This is a genomic window from Mesorhizobium sp. M0207 (assembly GCF_040321995.1).
Lineage (GTDB): Bacteria > Pseudomonadota > Alphaproteobacteria > Rhizobiales > Rhizobiaceae > Mesorhizobium.
The window spans coordinates 15938-31866 of sequence record NZ_JAMYSQ010000005.1 but is presented as its reverse complement, the minus strand read 5'-3'; the positions used below and the strand labels follow the sequence as shown (position 1 = coordinate 31866).

At 57.4% G+C, this 15929-nt stretch carries 13 protein-coding genes; 7 read left to right on the top strand and 6 right to left on the bottom strand.

What is annotated here, in order from left to right:
• Positions 1-23: 23 nt before the first annotated feature.
• Together NKJ15_RS10005 and NKJ15_RS10000 are read right to left on the bottom strand one after the other, a co-directional pair.
• Positions 24-1586, bottom strand: coding sequence for an ABC transporter substrate-binding protein (locus NKJ15_RS10005; protein ID WP_352815046.1), 1563 nt, complete (start codon positions 1584-1586; stop codon positions 24-26).
• A 172-nt stretch (positions 1587-1758) separates the two neighbouring features.
• Positions 1759-2916 carry an NAD(P)/FAD-dependent oxidoreductase gene (locus NKJ15_RS10000; protein ID WP_352560420.1) on the bottom strand — a complete coding sequence of 386 codons (1158 nt, stop codon included), beginning with the start codon at positions 2914-2916 and terminating at the stop codon, positions 1759-1761.
• Between the two features lie 227 nt (positions 2917-3143).
• On the opposite strand from NKJ15_RS10000, the gene NKJ15_RS09995 reads away from it, so the two are divergent.
• Together NKJ15_RS09995 and NKJ15_RS09990 are read left to right on the top strand one after the other, a co-directional pair.
• Positions 3144-4154, top strand: coding sequence for an ornithine cyclodeaminase family protein (locus tag NKJ15_RS09995; RefSeq protein WP_023683339.1), 1011 nt, complete (start codon positions 3144-3146; stop codon positions 4152-4154).
• Positions 4155-4158: 4 nt separating this feature from the next.
• The gene (locus NKJ15_RS09990) at positions 4159-5295 is read left to right on the top strand and encodes an aminotransferase class V-fold PLP-dependent enzyme (RefSeq protein WP_023725094.1); all 1137 of its coding nucleotides are present in this window, start codon (positions 4159-4161) and stop codon (positions 5293-5295) included.
• Between the two features lie 39 nt (positions 5296-5334).
• Here the strand turns inward: NKJ15_RS09990 and NKJ15_RS09985 are convergent, their stop codons facing one another.
• Together NKJ15_RS09985 and NKJ15_RS09980 are read right to left on the bottom strand one after the other, a co-directional pair.
• A complete protein-coding gene (locus NKJ15_RS09985) occupies positions 5335-5790 on the bottom strand; it encodes a RidA family protein (RefSeq protein ID WP_245275023.1) in 456 nt (151 codons plus the stop codon).
• Between the two features lie 40 nt (positions 5791-5830).
• Positions 5831-6799 (bottom strand): LysR family transcriptional regulator, encoded by a 969-nt coding sequence (locus NKJ15_RS09980; RefSeq protein WP_023683342.1) that lies wholly within the window; start codon positions 6797-6799, stop codon positions 5831-5833.
• A 685-nt stretch (positions 6800-7484) separates the two neighbouring features.
• On the opposite strand from NKJ15_RS09980, the gene NKJ15_RS09975 reads away from it, so the two are divergent.
• From NKJ15_RS09975 to NKJ15_RS09955, 5 genes are read left to right on the top strand one after another with little or no spacing between them, the layout of a single operon-like run.
• Complete coding sequence (locus NKJ15_RS09975; RefSeq protein ID WP_352815044.1) at positions 7485-9056, top strand: ABC transporter substrate-binding protein; 1572 nt, start codon at positions 7485-7487, stop codon at positions 9054-9056.
• A 21-nt stretch (positions 9057-9077) separates the two neighbouring features.
• A complete protein-coding gene (locus NKJ15_RS09970; protein ID WP_023683344.1) occupies positions 9078-10013 on the top strand; it encodes an ABC transporter permease in 936 nt (311 codons plus the stop codon).
• On the top strand, positions 10010-10930 hold the full coding sequence (locus NKJ15_RS09965; RefSeq protein ID WP_023683345.1) for an ABC transporter permease: 921 nt from the start codon (positions 10010-10012) through the stop codon (positions 10928-10930). Before NKJ15_RS09970 ends, NKJ15_RS09965 begins: the two co-directional genes overlap by 4 nt.
• Positions 10927-11916 (top strand): ABC transporter ATP-binding protein, encoded by a 990-nt coding sequence (locus tag NKJ15_RS09960; RefSeq protein ID WP_023696840.1) that lies wholly within the window; start codon positions 10927-10929, stop codon positions 11914-11916. Before NKJ15_RS09965 ends, NKJ15_RS09960 begins: the two co-directional genes overlap by 4 nt.
• Before the next feature lie 5 nt (positions 11917-11921).
• Positions 11922-12893 (top strand): ABC transporter ATP-binding protein, encoded by a 972-nt coding sequence (locus tag NKJ15_RS09955; RefSeq protein ID WP_031198302.1) that lies wholly within the window; start codon positions 11922-11924, stop codon positions 12891-12893.
• A 156-nt stretch (positions 12894-13049) separates the two neighbouring features.
• Here NKJ15_RS09955 and NKJ15_RS09950 read toward each other — a convergent pair whose 3' ends face one another.
• Both NKJ15_RS09950 and NKJ15_RS09945 read right to left on the bottom strand, forming a co-directional pair.
• Entirely contained in the window at positions 13050-14249 is a 1200-nt protein-coding gene (locus NKJ15_RS09950) for a trans-sulfuration enzyme family protein (protein ID WP_023683349.1), read from the bottom strand.
• Positions 14250-14990: 741 nt separating this feature from the next.
• The gene (locus NKJ15_RS09945; RefSeq protein ID WP_023686274.1) at positions 14991-15866 is read right to left on the bottom strand and encodes a LysR substrate-binding domain-containing protein; all 876 of its coding nucleotides are present in this window, start codon (positions 15864-15866) and stop codon (positions 14991-14993) included.
• Between the last annotated feature and the right edge of the window lie 63 nt (positions 15867-15929).

Here is a 15929-nt window from a genome sequence, read left to right as displayed (position 1 = left end):
GCGCGAAGCCGAGGCAGTACAGCTTAAAGAGATATGCCTTTCAGCGGCATCTCGTATTCTGTCGCGGGTATGGCAAAAGCCTTGACGCGATCATTGTGCGCCCAGATTCGCTGGGCGTGGAACAGCGGCATCATCGCCCAGTTGTCATGCAGCCAGGTGAAAACGGCCTGGAATGCCTCAGCCCGCTCGGGCTCCGGAGCCGAGAGTGCCTTGAGGATCAGTGGGTCAACCGCCTTGTCCTCGTAGATCTTTCCATCCGTTCCCGGTTCGATCGTCGAGAGGACCATCAAACCAATTGAATTGAAGGGGTCATACGGCGCGCCGTTGGTTATAAACAGCGAGAGATCATACTTGAACTCCGGAATATCACCGTGACGCGTAGCGTGGTCGACGTTGCGCAACTTCACACCGATACCGGCTTCCGAAAGCAACGCCTGTATAACCTCGCCTAGGGCCCGGGAGCTCGGGACCGCGTCTTCGGATATGACAAGATCGATGTTCAGCTGCTTGCCGTCCTTGGATCGGACAGGCTCTCCAACCCAACCGGCCTCGTCGAGCAGGCTCTTAGCTTTTTCCAGGTCACGCTTCGGAACTTCAAATCGGGTTCCCGAATAGGCGATCACCTCGGGATAAAGGTTCATCGTAGGCGTGGCAAAACCCTTCATCACTGCCTTGCAGATGCCCTCGCGGTCGATAAGCAGGTTGAACGCCTCGCGAACACGCACATCCTTAAAAGTATCGATGCGCGGGTTGAAGCCGAGCACAATCGTATCCGTGCCCGTGTCGGTCACCACGGTCATGCCGGAAGACTCAAGGGTCTTCGCATCCTGAGGACTGACGGGAGCGATGAACTGTCCGCCCACCGCGTCGATGTCGCCTGCTCGTAGCGCCGACATCCGACTGCGTGCGTCCGGCATGACAATCAGCGAAACCTTGTCAACAGAAGGCTTTGCCCCCCAGTACTTTTCGTTGGGAATGAGGTCGGTGCCCTCAGGCGCGTCCTTCTCGATCTTCCACGGACCGGTTCCCACAGGAGATGCGTACTTACCCTCTCCATCAACTGCTTTAGGACTCAGGAACCTTACGGGCCTGACATAGGAAAACTCTACGAGAGCCGTGGGAGTCGGCTGCTTGAAATGGATTGCGATCGTCATCGGGTCGACGATCTCGATCTTGTCGAGATTCGCGCTGATACGCATCCAGTTGTAGTCTTCCTTCGGAAGCCAGCGATCCAGATTCCACTTTGCCGCTTCGGCGTTCCAAGGCTCGCCATCCGTGAACGCCACCTCGGGGCGAAGCTTGAACGTGTATACTTTGTCATCGGGTGACTTGTCCCACGAGGCAGCCAGAGCCGGTTCGATCTTGCCGCCTGAAGAGTAGTGCACGAGCGGGTCGAAGATCATATCCTGCACGGCGAAGATGCCGACATAACGCTGCGGATCGAGATTTCCCGCTGCGCGACCGATCGGCAGTCGCAACGTGTTGCCTTCTTCTGCCGAAGCTTGATTCGTACCAACACCGGTGACCAAGAGGCCGCCAATGGCCGCCGATCCCAGCAATAGAGTTCTGCGTGAAAGAAGTGTCATCTGAGTTCCCCTGTTATGGTTATGACCTGTCTTCTGCGTAGCCTTCGACCCTTGCGCTTCCTTTTGATTGTCGCCCCTTTCCGAGGCTGCGCTCATTTTGTTCGATTCGAATTCCGGACTGGTTGATCTCCTACGGCAGCGCCACATCTCGGTGCTTGACATGCCTGAATGCTCAGTCGTGGCTGGGGCCGGCAACCGCGGATTTGGGTACGACGCTGCCAGGGGCTCCGCCGAAGAAGCGCGCTGGTCTGAACATGGCGAGTTCTTCGCGGATGTTCCCGTGAACAATCTCATCGGCCAGCAACCGGGCCATCTGCGGGGCGATCGTGACACCGCTATGTGTCACGCCAACATAATACCCATCGACTTGCGGCATCGGGCCGGCGCAGGTCAATCCGTCGCCGGGAATCGGACGAACCGTCGTCCTGACGGCCTCGATGCTGACTGCCTCGAGCGCTGGAAGTAGCTCACGTGCAGCATTGAGAATGGTGGTCGCTTCGATGCCATCGGGCCGAAGCAGTTTCGGTTCGGAGAGCTGATCGTCGACTGATATCTTATGAAGCATCAGGCGGCCTGCGCCGTCGGGACGGACATCGAGATCGTCAGCGTGGAACTGCCGTCTCAAGGTCATCGCCACTGGCTGAGTGAACGCCAGAACGCCGATTGACGACTTCATTGGGATGCCGGGAATCTCGCCCAAGCTTTCTTTGGATGCCCCCCCTGCGCAATTCACCACAATGTCAGCTTCGAATCGTTCGCCGGCCGCCGTGCGCACGCCTGAAACGCGTCCAGACCGCGTCTCCAACGACTTGACTTGCGTGCCGGTGTACACCTGCGCGCCCCAGCGTTCGCACGCACTGCGCAACAGGCAAGCTGCGTACAGAACGGGATCGATCCAGCCCTCTTCGGGGTAATAGACGATAGGCGCCTCACCTATCGCCCGAACATCGAGGTCAGGCTCCATCGCGGCAACGTGATCCCGGGAGATGAAATCGACGCCATACCCCCATTCCTGTTCAAGCTTTACTCCCGCCAGCTGCTTTGCCTGTGCAGCCTCCGTGGTCCACCATTCGAAACTGCCTGTTTGGTTGAACCAGCCCGCGCCCTCGAACTCACGGGCGAGATCGATATAGGCGCGCATACCAGCGACATTGAGCGCATGGTATTCGCGAGGTCTTTTGCCGTTGGCATTGGTCCAAGCAAAACTTACCGCGGAAGCACCAGAAGCAACTCTACCCTGCTCAAGGACAGAAACTTTCGCTCCCGCTTTCGCCAACTCGTATGCAACGGAGGTACCAATAACTCCGGATCCTATAACGATAGCACGCATATATTATTGCTCCGAGCGCTTTATCCCAGCAATGCTTTCGGCATCTCAGCATGCAGCCGAGTTCGTCTTGGAAGCGGCTGTCTCTGCTGGCGTATTCTGCTGAGAGCGACATGCATCGTCAACGATCCAGCGACGTGTGGTTTATGCTTTAAAGTTATGAACTTCGCGGATGAGTCCGGGAGTGCCGGTGATAGGCTGCACGAAAATTGCCCGGGGACGCATGCATCATGAGTGCCGATCATCAAGCACCAGCTTTTATGGTGCTCGACAAAAATGCCATTCGAGCTGCGCTCTCGATCGAACTGTCGCTCGAGATCGCAGAAGCAGCGCTACGCAAGACGTCGAACGGCGTTGCGAGCCAAGATGTCCGACGAACGCTGACGCTGCCTGGGTCGGAAGGAACTTGCCTATCCGTAATGTACGCGGCGCTCTCCGACCGCGACCTGTTTGGTGCGAAAGTCCTCTCTATCTTTCCTGACAACTTCGCCCTGGGGCTGCCTTCTCATCGAGGAGCTATCATCCTCTTTGATAAGGAAAATGGCAGTCCGGTTGCACTGGTCGATGGCGGGGAATTGACCGCCTGGCGCACAGCGGCAGCGAGTGCCGTCGCTACCAGAGCACTATCTCGCGCCGACTCCTCAATCCTTGCGATCTTTGGATATGGCGAACAGGCGCGACGCCACATAGAAACGATCTCGAAGGTGCGGCCTATCAAGCGGCTTCACATCTGGGGGCGAAATCCTGGGAAGGCGTCGCGTTTCGCCGAAGAACAGGCGAGCGCAGGCTTTCAGACATTGGTCTTCCCATCCGCAAGAGACGCCCTGGTAGAAGCGGACATTGTCTGCACCACAACCTCGGCGCAGGAGCCGGTACTGTTCGGCGAATGGCTGCCTCCGGGGATTCACATCAACGCCGTCGGCGCAAGCGTGTCTCAATGCCGCGAACTCGACCTGGAATGCGTGCGCAGATCGAGCATTTGGGTCGACTACATGCCAATGGCGCTCATCGCGGCCGGAGAGATGGTCGAAGCTTTCAAGCTCGGGGTTGCTAGCCGAGACGACATCCGCGGAGAAGTCGGCGCGATGTTGGAAGGCGCCATCCCCGGCCGCACTACCGATGCGGAGATCACTCTATACCGTTCTCTCGGCGTCCCGGCGCAGGATATCGAACTTGCGAATTTCGTTTACTGCGTTGCCCGCGAAAAGTCGCTTGGCACGCCCATTGATTTCGAGGTGTGATCGTATGCTGGACTGCCAACGTAATCTTTTCGATCTCCCAAGGTCGATCTCCTATCTCGACGCCGCATACATGTCTCCAATCCCGAAAATATCGCTGCAGGCTGGCATAGCCGGGACGGCGGTGAAGGCGTCGCCCTGGAAGATGTCCATCGGGTCGTACTACGACGAGGTCGAGGATGCACGGACACTGGCCGCTTCGATGATCAACGCGGATGCGGACGATATCGCAATCGTTGCTGCCACAAGCTACGGTACAGCAGTTGCCGCGGCCAACGTGCCTGTGGAGCCCGGCTCGACGATCATCCTCATGGAGAACGAACATCCGTCGCATCGGTATGTCTGGTACGAACTGGCGGAGAAAAAAGGTGCGTCGATCACAATCGCGAAACGGCCCGCCGACAATGACTGGACGTCTGCGATCATCTCGACGATCGGGTCGTCCAGCGTGCCGGTCGCTGTCGTCGCAGGTACGATGGTGCACTGGTTCGAGGGAATGTCGGTTGACCTGGAGGCAATCGCATCCGCCGCACGGGAGGTTGGCGCCTGTGTCGTCGTCGATGGAACCCAGTGGGTCGGAGCGCTGCCTTTCGATGTCAAGACGGTGCGTCCGGATTTTCTCGTTTTCGCGACCTACAAATTCCTTCTCGGGCCATATCGGCTTGCGTTTCTTTACGCGGACCGCCGATGGCATTCGACAGGCAAGCCTCTCGAACACCATTCGTGGAACCGTGTAGGCGGCGATAAATCGGACTTCTATGCGGTAGATGTGGCTGAGTTTCTACCAGGCGCCCGGCGATTTGACATGGGCGAACGCTCCGATTTCGCGGTACTGCCAGTTGCGACCGCTTCTCTTCGCCTCTTGAGTGAGTGGAGCGTCCCAACCGTGTTTTCCCGGCTTGATTACCTCAACCAATTGATCTGGGACGAAGCTGCGAAGCTCGATCTAACGGTGTCTGACAACCGCTTTCGAGCCCCGCATATTGCAATCGTCGATCTTGGCGACAGGCCGATAGAGGGACTTTCCGAGCACCTCAAGAGCCAGGGAATTTTTGCGACCGTGCGTGGAAAGAAACTACGGATCTCTCCTCACGTCTATAACGACGAAGAGGATGTGAAGCGCCTCTTCGCAGCTATTGCATGAATTGCGGGGCCGCAAGACCCCTCCCCTTCGCTGACACGGTCAGACGGCGGCAGTGAATTGGATTTCCACACGGATGTCCGGGAGCGCGAAGGTCGCGCCCACGGTAGCGCGTGCGGGAGGAACCGTGCCTTCGAGCCACGTGATCCACGCCCTGTTCATCTCATCAAACTCGTTGATGTCGCGCATCCAAATTTGCGCTGACAGAATTTTCGATTTGTCCGACTGAGCCTTGCCAAGAAGCGCGTCAGCCTTCCGCAGCACCTGTAGAGTCTGCCCGAAAGCATCGGCACTTCTGTCATCGGCTGTCAGGCCCGAGAGATATGCCACCCCCTGATGGATAACCACACGGCTCAATTTTTCGTTTGTTTCTAGCCTTTGGATGTCTGACATCAATTTGGTTTCCATTGCTGTTGCATCGGCGGCCAGAGCTTGCTGAACTAGCTTTTTGCTGCCGCCAGATGCGGCGACAGTCGCTTCGGGATCAAAATCGGTCAATTGAGTTGGGGCCGCACGCATCGGGCGAAAAGTTATGAACTCAGCGCACGAGGTTCAGGATGCCTTCCTCTACCCCGTTCATATAGCTGCGCGTGCCCTGGATGAGATGTTCGGTGAACGCATCGGCTGCCGTGGATGCGATCACGCCCCATGGTCGATAGACACTGAGATTGAGATCGAGATGAGGCCGGAAATCCCTGATCTCGATCGGTAGGTCGCGCGCCGTCCAGGCGGACAAGCGATCAACGACGGTTACGCCCATGCCGCACGCTACAAGACTGATGCAGGTACTTGAAAGGCTCGACTCCACTTTGAGTGAACGGTTCACCCCACGCTCCACGCACAAGGCGTCGAGTTGCCGCCGCATTGGATCTGATGATCCCATCGAAATGAAGTTGATGCCGTCGAGATCGTCCGCCTGAATGACCTGCAATTGTGAGAGCTTGTGGCCGGCAGGCATCACGCAAACCGGCGGAGTTGCCGTCAAGGCGCGGCGAACGATTGATGGGTTCTCTTCCGATGAGGTAACGCCGATTCCGATGTCCAACTGGTTACGGCTCGCCCGCTGGATAACGGTTATCGAGCTCCGGATCTCCAGCGAGATCGAGACTGATGGATGAAGTTGGGAAAAGCTGGTGATCAGCGACGGAAGTAGCGTGAGTCCAAAGGCTGGTAATGCACATACGTTCAGCCGGCCGCTGCGTAGTTCACGGATATCTCTAGCCGCACGCGAAATACCTCGTGCCGACTCAAAAACCCGTTGCACTTCAGCGTGCAGCATATGCGCCTCCGGCGTCGGAATGAGACGTTGCCGGGTCTTCCTGAAAAGCTGGAAGCCGGCCTTCTCCGCAAGGTGCTGCAGCATCTTGCTAACGGCCGGTTGCGTGATGTCCAGAGCGTCCGCTGCCTTCGTCGTTGTTCCGTGCAGCATAACCGAGGCGAACACCTCGATTTCGCGGGGAGTGAATTCCTCGTGTTTCCCTGGATCAGTGGCACTTCGATTGCCCATCCAGAACCACCCTTGTTATCAAAAACCAGATACTTGACGCTAAGGCCAGGCGAGTGTCTCTACTAATAACTTTGGGGAATAATCTCATGCAAGCAGTTCATAGATAATGAGATCATTGCCAGCCGTTCGTATTTTTGGCCCTTTTTGCAGGCGAACATGAGGGTGCGTTGTGGCCGCGCTGCCTCAAGGATGCGCCCGCAAGCCTTCCGATCCTGATCGGCGATCACACAAAATCGGAGAAAACCTCACGGGCGCTTGGCGCGATGCCTCGCCATTTCGCCTGCCCGTTACCTCGGAGAGCGGGCGGAGGGAGGCCAATCATCCCTGCGGTATGGGAGATTCTGCCAGGGTAAACGCAACCTCATTGCCCCGACTTTATGAACGTCGATGATCCCATCCTATAACCCTCGAGAATAGCTCATGCTGATAAAAATATTAGACGGCATGATCTGCGCCATGTCACCTTCCTTAAAATTACATGTGACAGCTGGAGTGGATACCGGCCGTGCCGAATTGGAAAGAGGTTCTGCCCCTTGGTTCGGACGGCGTTTGCGGAAACGATCGCGGCAACACCACTTCGGCGACTCACCAAAATAATCCGGCAAGAGGAAAGATCGGAACCGCGCGGAGGCAGCCCGTCCGGCTCGCGAGGTAAAATGGGGAAAAGGGCGATGGAGAAAGCTCAATGACACTTACGCGTCGCAACATTCTAACGTCTTTCGCCACTGCACCACTCCTGTTGGGGTTGGACGGCCTGATCAGGTCTGCCATGGCCGACAACCACACGGGAACCTTGCGTGTCGCGGTGGCCAAAGCGTCCGCCAATCTGGACGCGCGTGACTATGTCGCCCAGTTCCAACTGCAAGATCTCATTTACGAGCCATTGATCAGATATGGGGAAAGGGGTGCTCCGGTACCCTGCCTCGCAGAATCCTGGAGCCTTTCCGACAACGACACTCGATTGACGCTGAATTTGCGGAAGAATGTAAGCTTTACCGACGGGCATCCCTTCGACGCGGATTCGGCTATCTGGAACCTGAAACTCTGGATGGGTGTTGCGGACAATTCCTGGATCAACGCCTCCAAGTTTTTCTCGGGTGTCCAGAAGATCGACGAGCACACGATCGAGATCAAGTTTACGCAGCCCGTACCGGGGCTCATGTATGAACTCAGCTATGTTCGGCCCGTACGTTTCCTGTCTCCCATTTCCGTCAAAGAGGACGGAACCCTCAAGGCACCGGTTGGAACTGGGCCGTGGATTGTTCAAGCAAATTCGACCTCCGGCAGTTCTTTCATCCGCAATGATAAATATTGGGGAGATAAGCCATCTTTTTCCGGGATCGAGATTACCGTTATGCCGGATTCTCGTTCCCGTGTTGATGCCATGCGTTCTGATGAACTGGACATTGTCGGCGGCGGAGCCGCTGCGCTGACATCGCAGGAGGCGGACACCTTGCGGCGGGCGGGAATCAACGTCATCACCGCGCAGGGCTCGATGACGATGGTGCTTTCCTTCAATACTCAAAGGAACCCCGCCCTTGCGGAGAAGGCCGTACGACAGGCGATTGATGTTGGCTACGACCGGACTGCCGTATCGGCTGTGCTCTTCAATGGCGACGCCGCTCCGGCTGGTGATCTTCTCGGGCCCACCGTGCCCTTGTCTGGCACGAGGCATGACGCACCCGTTCGCGACGTCGAGAAAGCGAAGCAACTGCTCGAGAACGCCGGTTGGACGGGCGCGCCGTACCGCTCGAAGAGTGGCAAGAACTTGTCCCTGGAGCTTCTAGTTTCAGACGATTTTATCGCCGGCTCCAAGGTGTTTGGCGAAATTCTTCAGCAGCAGCTTGGTGAAATAGGCATAAACGTCACGGTGCATTCCGTCGACCATGCCTCCCGTCATTCCGAGATTCCTAAGCGCGAATATGACATCGCAATCTTTCAGACCTATGGCGCTCCCTATGATCCATTCGGCTCGGTGACACTTCTGTTCCTATCCACGATAGAAAGCGGGTCCGACGGCAAGGTCGCGCTCGATCCAAGTCTGGATCCACTCATCGCAGCTGCCACTGAAGCGGTGGGAGGTGAAGCTCAGTTGGCCGCATTGCAGGTCTTCTACGACAAGCTTCGTGAAGATGTCCTATATTCACCAGTCCTCTACCCGCCGACATATTGGGCAGCTTCGAGTCGGGTCGAAGGCTTCAAGGTCCCTCCCACCGATACAGAATTCCCCTATCGAGGTATCGTGTTGAAGTCTTAGTTCCGGGGAGGTGGCTTGTTCATGTTTATTTATCTGAGGCGCCGATTGCGAAACTCAGCACTGCTGCTGCTGATGGCGTCAGTATTGTGTTTCGGGCTCGTCGTGGCTGCCCCGGGAAACGTCGCGCAGCTCATCGCCGAGCTGCGCTTTCCGGGCGCATCCAAGGCTATGGTAGACCAGGTCGCGCAGGAGCTCGGGCTGAACGATCCTGTTCCTGTTCGCTATTGGCACTGGTTGCAAGGCGTCGCTCAAGGTGACTTCGGCATTGCCTATATAACAGGCGAAGATGTCGGCAACGCCATCAGAGACAGGGTTCCGACCACGATGAAACTCATTCTCGGGGGGAGCATCGTGACGATAGTCTTATCGGCAGCGATGGGACTGATCGGTGCGGCTTGGCCAGGACGTTTCCCCGACCACATAGTGCGGCTCATGGCTCTGCTAGGCGCGTCGACACCGGTGTTTTTCGGAGGCGCAGTTCTGATCCTGATTTTCGCCGTCAATTTGCGATGGTTGCCTTCGTTTGGCGACAGCTCCATTTTGAGTTGGGTACTCCCATCAATCGCGATGGCGGCGCCTTCCGCTGCTGTGCTTTCTCGTGTGCTCCGGATCGGCATTTCCGAAGCGATGACACGGCCTTATGCCCTGACGGCGCGCGCGAAGGGGTTCTCGGTCCTGCATATCATGCTCCGCGATGCCTTACCCAATGCAGTTCCCGCATATGTCAGCGCGCTGGGCAACATGATCGGCTCGATGACTATCGGAGCGATCATCGTCGAACCGCTTTTCGCCCTTCACGGCATAGGCGAGCTCTTTGTATCAGGCGTTCGCACCAGAGATTTCATGGTCATGCAGGCCTGTCTCCTGGCGTTTGTACTGTATGTCTCGCTGGTGAACCTGATAGCCGACTTGCTGATGATTGCGGCGGACCCTAAGCTGCGGAGGCAGGTGGCATGAAGCGCTTTTGGCATTCCGTTGGAGAGGCGTTCAGCAACTTTCCAAAGTCCGCGCTGATTGGGGTAGGTCTGTTTCTCTTTCTAGGAGCATTCGGTCCGTGGCTGGTCCCCCACGACCCCAACCTACAGGATCTTACTGCTCGCTTCGCCGGTCCCTCAGCCGATCATTGGCTCGGGACGGACCATATCGGCCGCGATGTCTTCTCGCGCTTGATTGTATCGGCTCGAACAACAGTCGTCGCAATGACCATTGTCGTGACGTTCAAGCTCCTTATCGGAGTCACGCTGGGTACTTTCGCCGGCTTCGTCAAAGGTCGGACCGAAGAGATCCTGATGCGCTTCGTGGAACTCTTCATGGCGCTTCCGTCGCTCATCATAGCTCTCGCAATCATCGGCATGCTCGGAACGGGCTACTGGAACATGGTGCTGGCGCTGATCCTGGCGTTCTGGGCAGGTTCCACTCGCGTCGCCCGCGGCGTGGCGATCGGGATATTGAACCGGCCGCATATCGAAGCACTCCGGGTTCTTGGGGCCAGCCCGCTGCGAATCTATTTCCGTCATCTGCTTCCATCAACGCTAGGAATGGTGCTGGTCTATGTTTCAGCGGATGCAGGAGGGATTGCACTATCAATTGCGACTCTTTCGTTTCTCGGACTGGGCATACAACCGCCCACTCCGGAGTGGGGGCAGATGCTCGTTGATGCGTTGCCGTACCTCGATCTCAATCCGTGGATGGTATTGCTTCCCGGCTTTGCGATCACAGGAGTCGTCGTCAGCTTCAACTTGCTTGGCGAAGCGATTGCACTGAACCGTGTGCCGCGCGACTTGCGACGTTCGGTTTTGCGGCGCGGCCGGCTTGTCGCTGCCTCATGGGAACGAGCACCAATCGAAGATCCGAAAAAGCGGATTGCGACATGAGCACAGATAAAGTTCTGGAGGTAAGAGACCTCAGTGTCGATCTCTTCACCAAGAATGGTGCACTTAGGCCTGTTGACCGGGTCAGCTACAGCGTGCGCAGGGGAGAGACGCTAGCCATTGTCGGCGAGAGCGGCTCCGGCAAGACTGTGATGAACTTCGCGCCACTCGACCTTATGCCAGTTGGGCTGGCGGTCCAGATCAGCGGTTCATTCAACATCGCCGGTACTAATATTGCAGCCTTGCCGCCTTCCAGCCTGCGCCATGTTCGTGGGAAATCGGTTGGAGTGATTTTCCAAGATCCGATGAGCGCCCTGAATCCGGTCAGGCGGGTGGGCCGACAGATCGCGGAGGTGGCGCAAAAGCAGCTAGGCTTGACCACCCGGCAAGCTGAGAAGCGCGCTGAGGAATTGCTCTCCCTGGTAGGAATGTCGGACCCAGTCCAGCGCATGAGACAATATCCTCATGAACTGTCGGGGGGTCTACGACAGCGCGTCATGATTGCGATTGCGGTTGCGAGCGAGCCGCCTCTGCTAATCGCGGACGAGCCGACAACGGCGCTGGACGTGACGATCCAAGCGCAAATACTCAAGCTCCTGCAAAGCCTTCAGAAAAGATTGAACATGGGTATCGTGCTGATCACGCACGATATGGGCGTCGTTGCCGCCATCGCGCATCAGGTCGCCGTGATGTATGCGGGACGTATTGTGGAGTACGGCCCCGTAGCGGACGTACTAGTGTCACCCTCCCATCCTTATACCTGTGGTTTGGTCGACGCGATTCCAAGAGAGGAAGATCCTTCCGGGTCACCCTTCAGGGGAATTGCCGGGCTTCCGCCGATCATGGGAGCGCCTCTGGAGGCATGCGCATTCGCCGAGCGGTGCGCATTTACCCAGCCGGTTTGTCTCAACGGCCGGCCCCAACTGCACTCCATTCCGCAATCATCTGTTTCGATGGCGTGCACTGTAAAATACGAGCAACTGAGGTAGGGACAGTGAAAAGCATCCTCGAGGTAAAGGACCTGACCACCCGCTATAAAAGCGGGGAACGGGACAAATGGATCACCGCTGTCGATAACGTTTCAGTTCACCTAAATGCCGGCGAGATCGTTGGACTTGTCGGCGAATCCGGGTGCGGCAAATCCTCTCTCGGACGAACCATAGTTGGTCTCGAGAATCATCAGCATGGCAGCGTAGTGCTGGACGGCACCGATCTTTCAACCCTCCGGGGGCGCGCGCTACGAGATCGGCGACGTACAATCCAGTACATCTTTCAAGATCCCTATGCCAGCCTATCCGAACGTCAGACCGTCGGTGAGACCCTGGCCGAGGCACTTGTCATTGCCGGCAAGGTTTCGGCCAAGCAAATCGACACCAAGGTCGGCAAGTTGCTCGATCAGGTTGGGTTACCCTCCCAAATGAATAGCCGGTTTCCTCGCGAACTGTCGGGTGGACAAAGGCAGCGGGTCGCAATCGCCAGGGCCTTGGCGGTCGAACCGAAGGTGTTGATATGCGATGAGCCTGTGTCCGCTCTTGACCTGTCAATCCGGGCTCAAGTCATGAATCTTTTCTTGGAGCTGCAGCGTGATCTGGGGGTGGCGATGCTTTTCATTGCTCACGACCTAGCGCTGGTTCGACAGGCCGTGACGCGGCTCTATGTGATGTATCTCGGGAAAATCGTCGAGGAGGGTACGAGCGAGGAGGTCTATCGGACACCTCAGCACCCTTACACCCGGGCTCTGTTAGCTTCGGTTCTGCAATCGGATCCTCGTGTTGCCGCTGAACGGGGACTTGTCACGCTGGCGGGCGAAATCCCCAGCCCGATCAATCCTCCCTCCGGTTGCCGGTTCCACTCGCGATGTCCGATTGCGCAGAGCATTTGTTCGCAGACCCCTCCTGAGATGAAGAGTGGTGGCCGCGGACGTCAGTTCGCGTGTCATTTCGGCACCGATTTGAAGGCGGCGTGACCGACAGGAACTGTGCGCTTCCAGAATGGATCGCAAATGGGGAGCGGCCTGCTGGCTCCGGTCTCGCCTCGATCGCGTTGTCATGCCTGCGGAGAAAGTCAGGGCGCACCAGCTTTCTCCCCTCTCTCCATGAGTCACGTCGACGACCGGAAACAACTAGCCGTGGACGGCGCTGCGCGGTTCATTTCTCTCGCCGTCGATCAACACCGCGAAGAAGCGCTGCAAATCTTCCTCAAGATCGTCAGGGTGTTCAAGCCCGACATTCAAGCGAAAGAGGTAGTCCGGACCCGTCCAAGGCCGAACCGTTCGCAGTGCCTTCACGGTTGATGGCGCGATCAGGCTCTTGGTTCCTCCCCAAGAAGCGCCAATGGAAATTATCTGTAAGGCGTCCAATGCAGCGAATGCTTGGCCCGCATACTGTTCCTTCAGTATGAACGTGAAGACACCGCAGGAGCCGCTGAAATCTCGCTTCCAGATTTCGTGGCCAGGGCTGCCAGGCAGCGCAGGGTGGATCACCGTTTCCACGCATGGATGTTCGGCTAGCCAAGCCGCGATGCGAAGGCCGGATGTGTCGGATCTTGCGAGGCGTATTGCCAAGGTCTCCAGTCCGCGAGCCAGAAGCACACAGTCGTCAGGCGACGTGCCGATGCCCAGTCTTCCAAGAGAGGCTTTGATTTTCAGGCCTAAGGCGTCGTCCCTTGTGGTGATCGAGCCCAAGACCAGGTCGGAGTGACCGGAGAAATGTTTGCTGAGAGCTTCCGCAACAATATCCACGCCATGGCGGATCGGCCTGAAATTGAGGGGAGAAGCCCATGTGTTATCGCACCCGACGAGTGCGCCTTTGGCGTGAGCTATCAGGACAATCGCCGGAATGTCTTGCATCTCCAGCGTTATTGACCCTGGAGACTCTGTCCAGACGAGGCGCGTGCGCGCATCAATCAGGGAATCCAGTGCGCGCAAGTCGACGGGATCGTAGAAGACGGCCTCAATGCCAAGCGACGCCAACTCATGGGTGGCAAAATCGCGCACGGGGCCATACACGGTGTCGGGTATGAGTACTTTCTCGTGTGCGGCAACAAGGGCCAGCATGGAACAAGCGACAGCAGCTTGACCGGAAGGCACCAGCAGTGTGCGGGCGCCCTCTTCCAGTTCGGTGATCTTCTTCTCCAAGTACCGATGAGTGGGCGTTCCATAGAGCCCGTAAACATATCCATCAGCACTGCGCTCGAACCGGGCGGCGAAGGACGCGGCATCCGGATACCGGATTGTCGAGGCGCGATGTATCGGAACGGTCAGGCTGTCATAGCCTTCCAGGCTCACCGCGAACCTCGCCACCGATCTTGTGTCATCATGCATTCGATCCCGTCTCCGTTAATGACGCCATTGTTGACATGCGGGGATGTATCCCGTCCAATAGCAACAAATGGCGCTGCTATTCTCTTAGGTTATGGGCCTACGGAGTTCTCTGGAGCGCGGGTCGGCTTCAAGTCCGCCATTCGGCGCTTTGCCGTCGCAACATGAGCATGCGATGCATGCGAGTGCTGCACTTAGCAGAAGGCATCATTTCGAGACCTGTTCGCAACAGCTTGAGAGACGCAATTCGAGGTCATCCAGAAGACCTTGCGTGCGGCCCGAGCCAATTGTGAGCCACGATGGGGCACCGTTGGTGTGCCTTCCATTGTCGAGCGCCGAGCCCGTGTAGGAGGTCGTGATCGCGCATCCCGGTGAGGCGACGCTTTCTCAGCCGCCGGCCACCCAATAACCTGACGGAATAGGAGGCCTAAATCTTACCATTGGACGAACCTGTGCGTCCTTCCCATGATGCAGTCGATGGACGAGTGGTGGGAATACTTTCAAGCTTGAGCAGCCGATACTCGCAACGGCACGCCGCTTCTCTTCATCAACTAGTTGGATGCATCTCAGCCGGGAAGCGTGTTGGTGAAAGGTGGGTTGCAGGGTTTCGTGGAGCGGGATGTGAGCCGTGGAAGTGTGATGGAGGGAACTCTTCACGTAAAGGACTGGTCATCGGAGCAGGCAAGAGCCGATGCAGATCCACTCACCCGGAAGCAACCTGACGCACGAGTGTGTTCGACCATTTCAGATCGCGGCTCGCAAATCCTCGAGGAACTCCGCAATAATACGAGAGGGGAGACGATTGGGCGGCCTGATCAAGAGGGTTCGAAAGTAAAGTGCGGGCTCGAACGGCCGCAAGGTCAGCCCGCGGCCCTCATACGGCTGTGCGGTCAAAGGATCGACAAGGCCGACGCCGACACCAGCAGCCACCATCGCACAGATCGTTGTCGAATAGGGCGTTTCCATCACAGTTCGCACCGCGACGCCGGCTTCCTTGAGAACGTGCTCGGCGTCGCGTCGGGTCGTGTCTTCCGGGGCGAGAGCGATAAATGGACAGCCGGCAAGATCGATTGGGCGGATGATGTCCAAGGACTCGAGTGGATGTCCCTTGGGCACCGCCACGGCTACTGGAAACTGCGCAAACTCGCTCACCTCAACACCCGTGCGATCGATCTCGTCAGCGACAATCCCGAGGTCGAACTGGCCGGAAGCGACGAGGTCGCGCACATTAGAGGACATGCGCGTCTGGAAGGTGACGGCGATGTTCGGATTTCGATCCATAAAGGCGCGAAGGGCGCGCGGAAGAACATTGGTCGAGAGCGCCGAAAGACAAGCGATCCTGAGTTCGCCGGAGCCGTAGTCTCGAATGCGGGCGGCCGCCCCCCTGAGATGGCTGAGGCCAACAAAAGCCTGTTCGACCTCGCGGAAGAAAAGCTGTCCCTCGGGAGTAGGGTGGAGTCTACCCTTGATCCGCTGGAAGAGATCGAAACCAAGCGAGCGTTCCAGCTCTTGGATCATCTTGCTGACCGCTGGCTGGGACACATGCAAAACGTCAGCCGCGCGGGCCGTGGTACCGTTGGTCATCACTACCCGGAAGACCTCAACCTGCCGAAAATTCATCGATGCCGCCACTTCAATTCAATAACTCACGCGAATAGATGTGCGGAAAATTCGCGTCCTTTT

What these genes read in the sequence shown, in the direction of transcription:
- NKJ15_RS10005 (WP_352815046.1), bottom strand. Translation starts at nt 1,586, where the DNA reads ATGACACTTCTTTCACGCAGAACTCTATTGCTGGGATCGGCGGCCATT.
- NKJ15_RS10000 (WP_352560420.1), bottom strand. Translation starts at nt 2,916, where the DNA reads ATGCGTGCTATCGTTATAGGATCCGGAGTTATTGGTACCTCCGTTGCA.
- NKJ15_RS09995 (WP_023683339.1), top strand. Translation starts at nt 3,144, where the DNA reads ATGAGTGCCGATCATCAAGCACCAGCTTTTATGGTGCTCGACAAAAAT.
- NKJ15_RS09990 (WP_023725094.1), top strand. Translation starts at nt 4,159, where the DNA reads ATGCTGGACTGCCAACGTAATCTTTTCGATCTCCCAAGGTCGATCTCC.
- NKJ15_RS09980 (WP_023683342.1), bottom strand. Translation starts at nt 6,799, where the DNA reads ATGGGCAATCGAAGTGCCACTGATCCAGGGAAACACGAGGAATTCACT.
- NKJ15_RS09975 (WP_352815044.1), top strand. Translation starts at nt 7,485, where the DNA reads ATGACACTTACGCGTCGCAACATTCTAACGTCTTTCGCCACTGCACCA.
- NKJ15_RS09970 (WP_023683344.1), top strand. Translation starts at nt 9,078, where the DNA reads ATGTTTATTTATCTGAGGCGCCGATTGCGAAACTCAGCACTGCTGCTG.
- NKJ15_RS09965 (WP_023683345.1), top strand. Translation starts at nt 10,010, where the DNA reads ATGAAGCGCTTTTGGCATTCCGTTGGAGAGGCGTTCAGCAACTTTCCA.
- NKJ15_RS09960 (WP_023696840.1), top strand. Translation starts at nt 10,927, where the DNA reads ATGAGCACAGATAAAGTTCTGGAGGTAAGAGACCTCAGTGTCGATCTC.
- NKJ15_RS09950 (WP_023683349.1), bottom strand. Translation starts at nt 14,249, where the DNA reads ATGCATGATGACACAAGATCGGTGGCGAGGTTCGCGGTGAGCCTGGAA.
- NKJ15_RS09945 (WP_023686274.1), bottom strand. Translation starts at nt 15,866, where the DNA reads ATGAATTTTCGGCAGGTTGAGGTCTTCCGGGTAGTGATGACCAACGGT.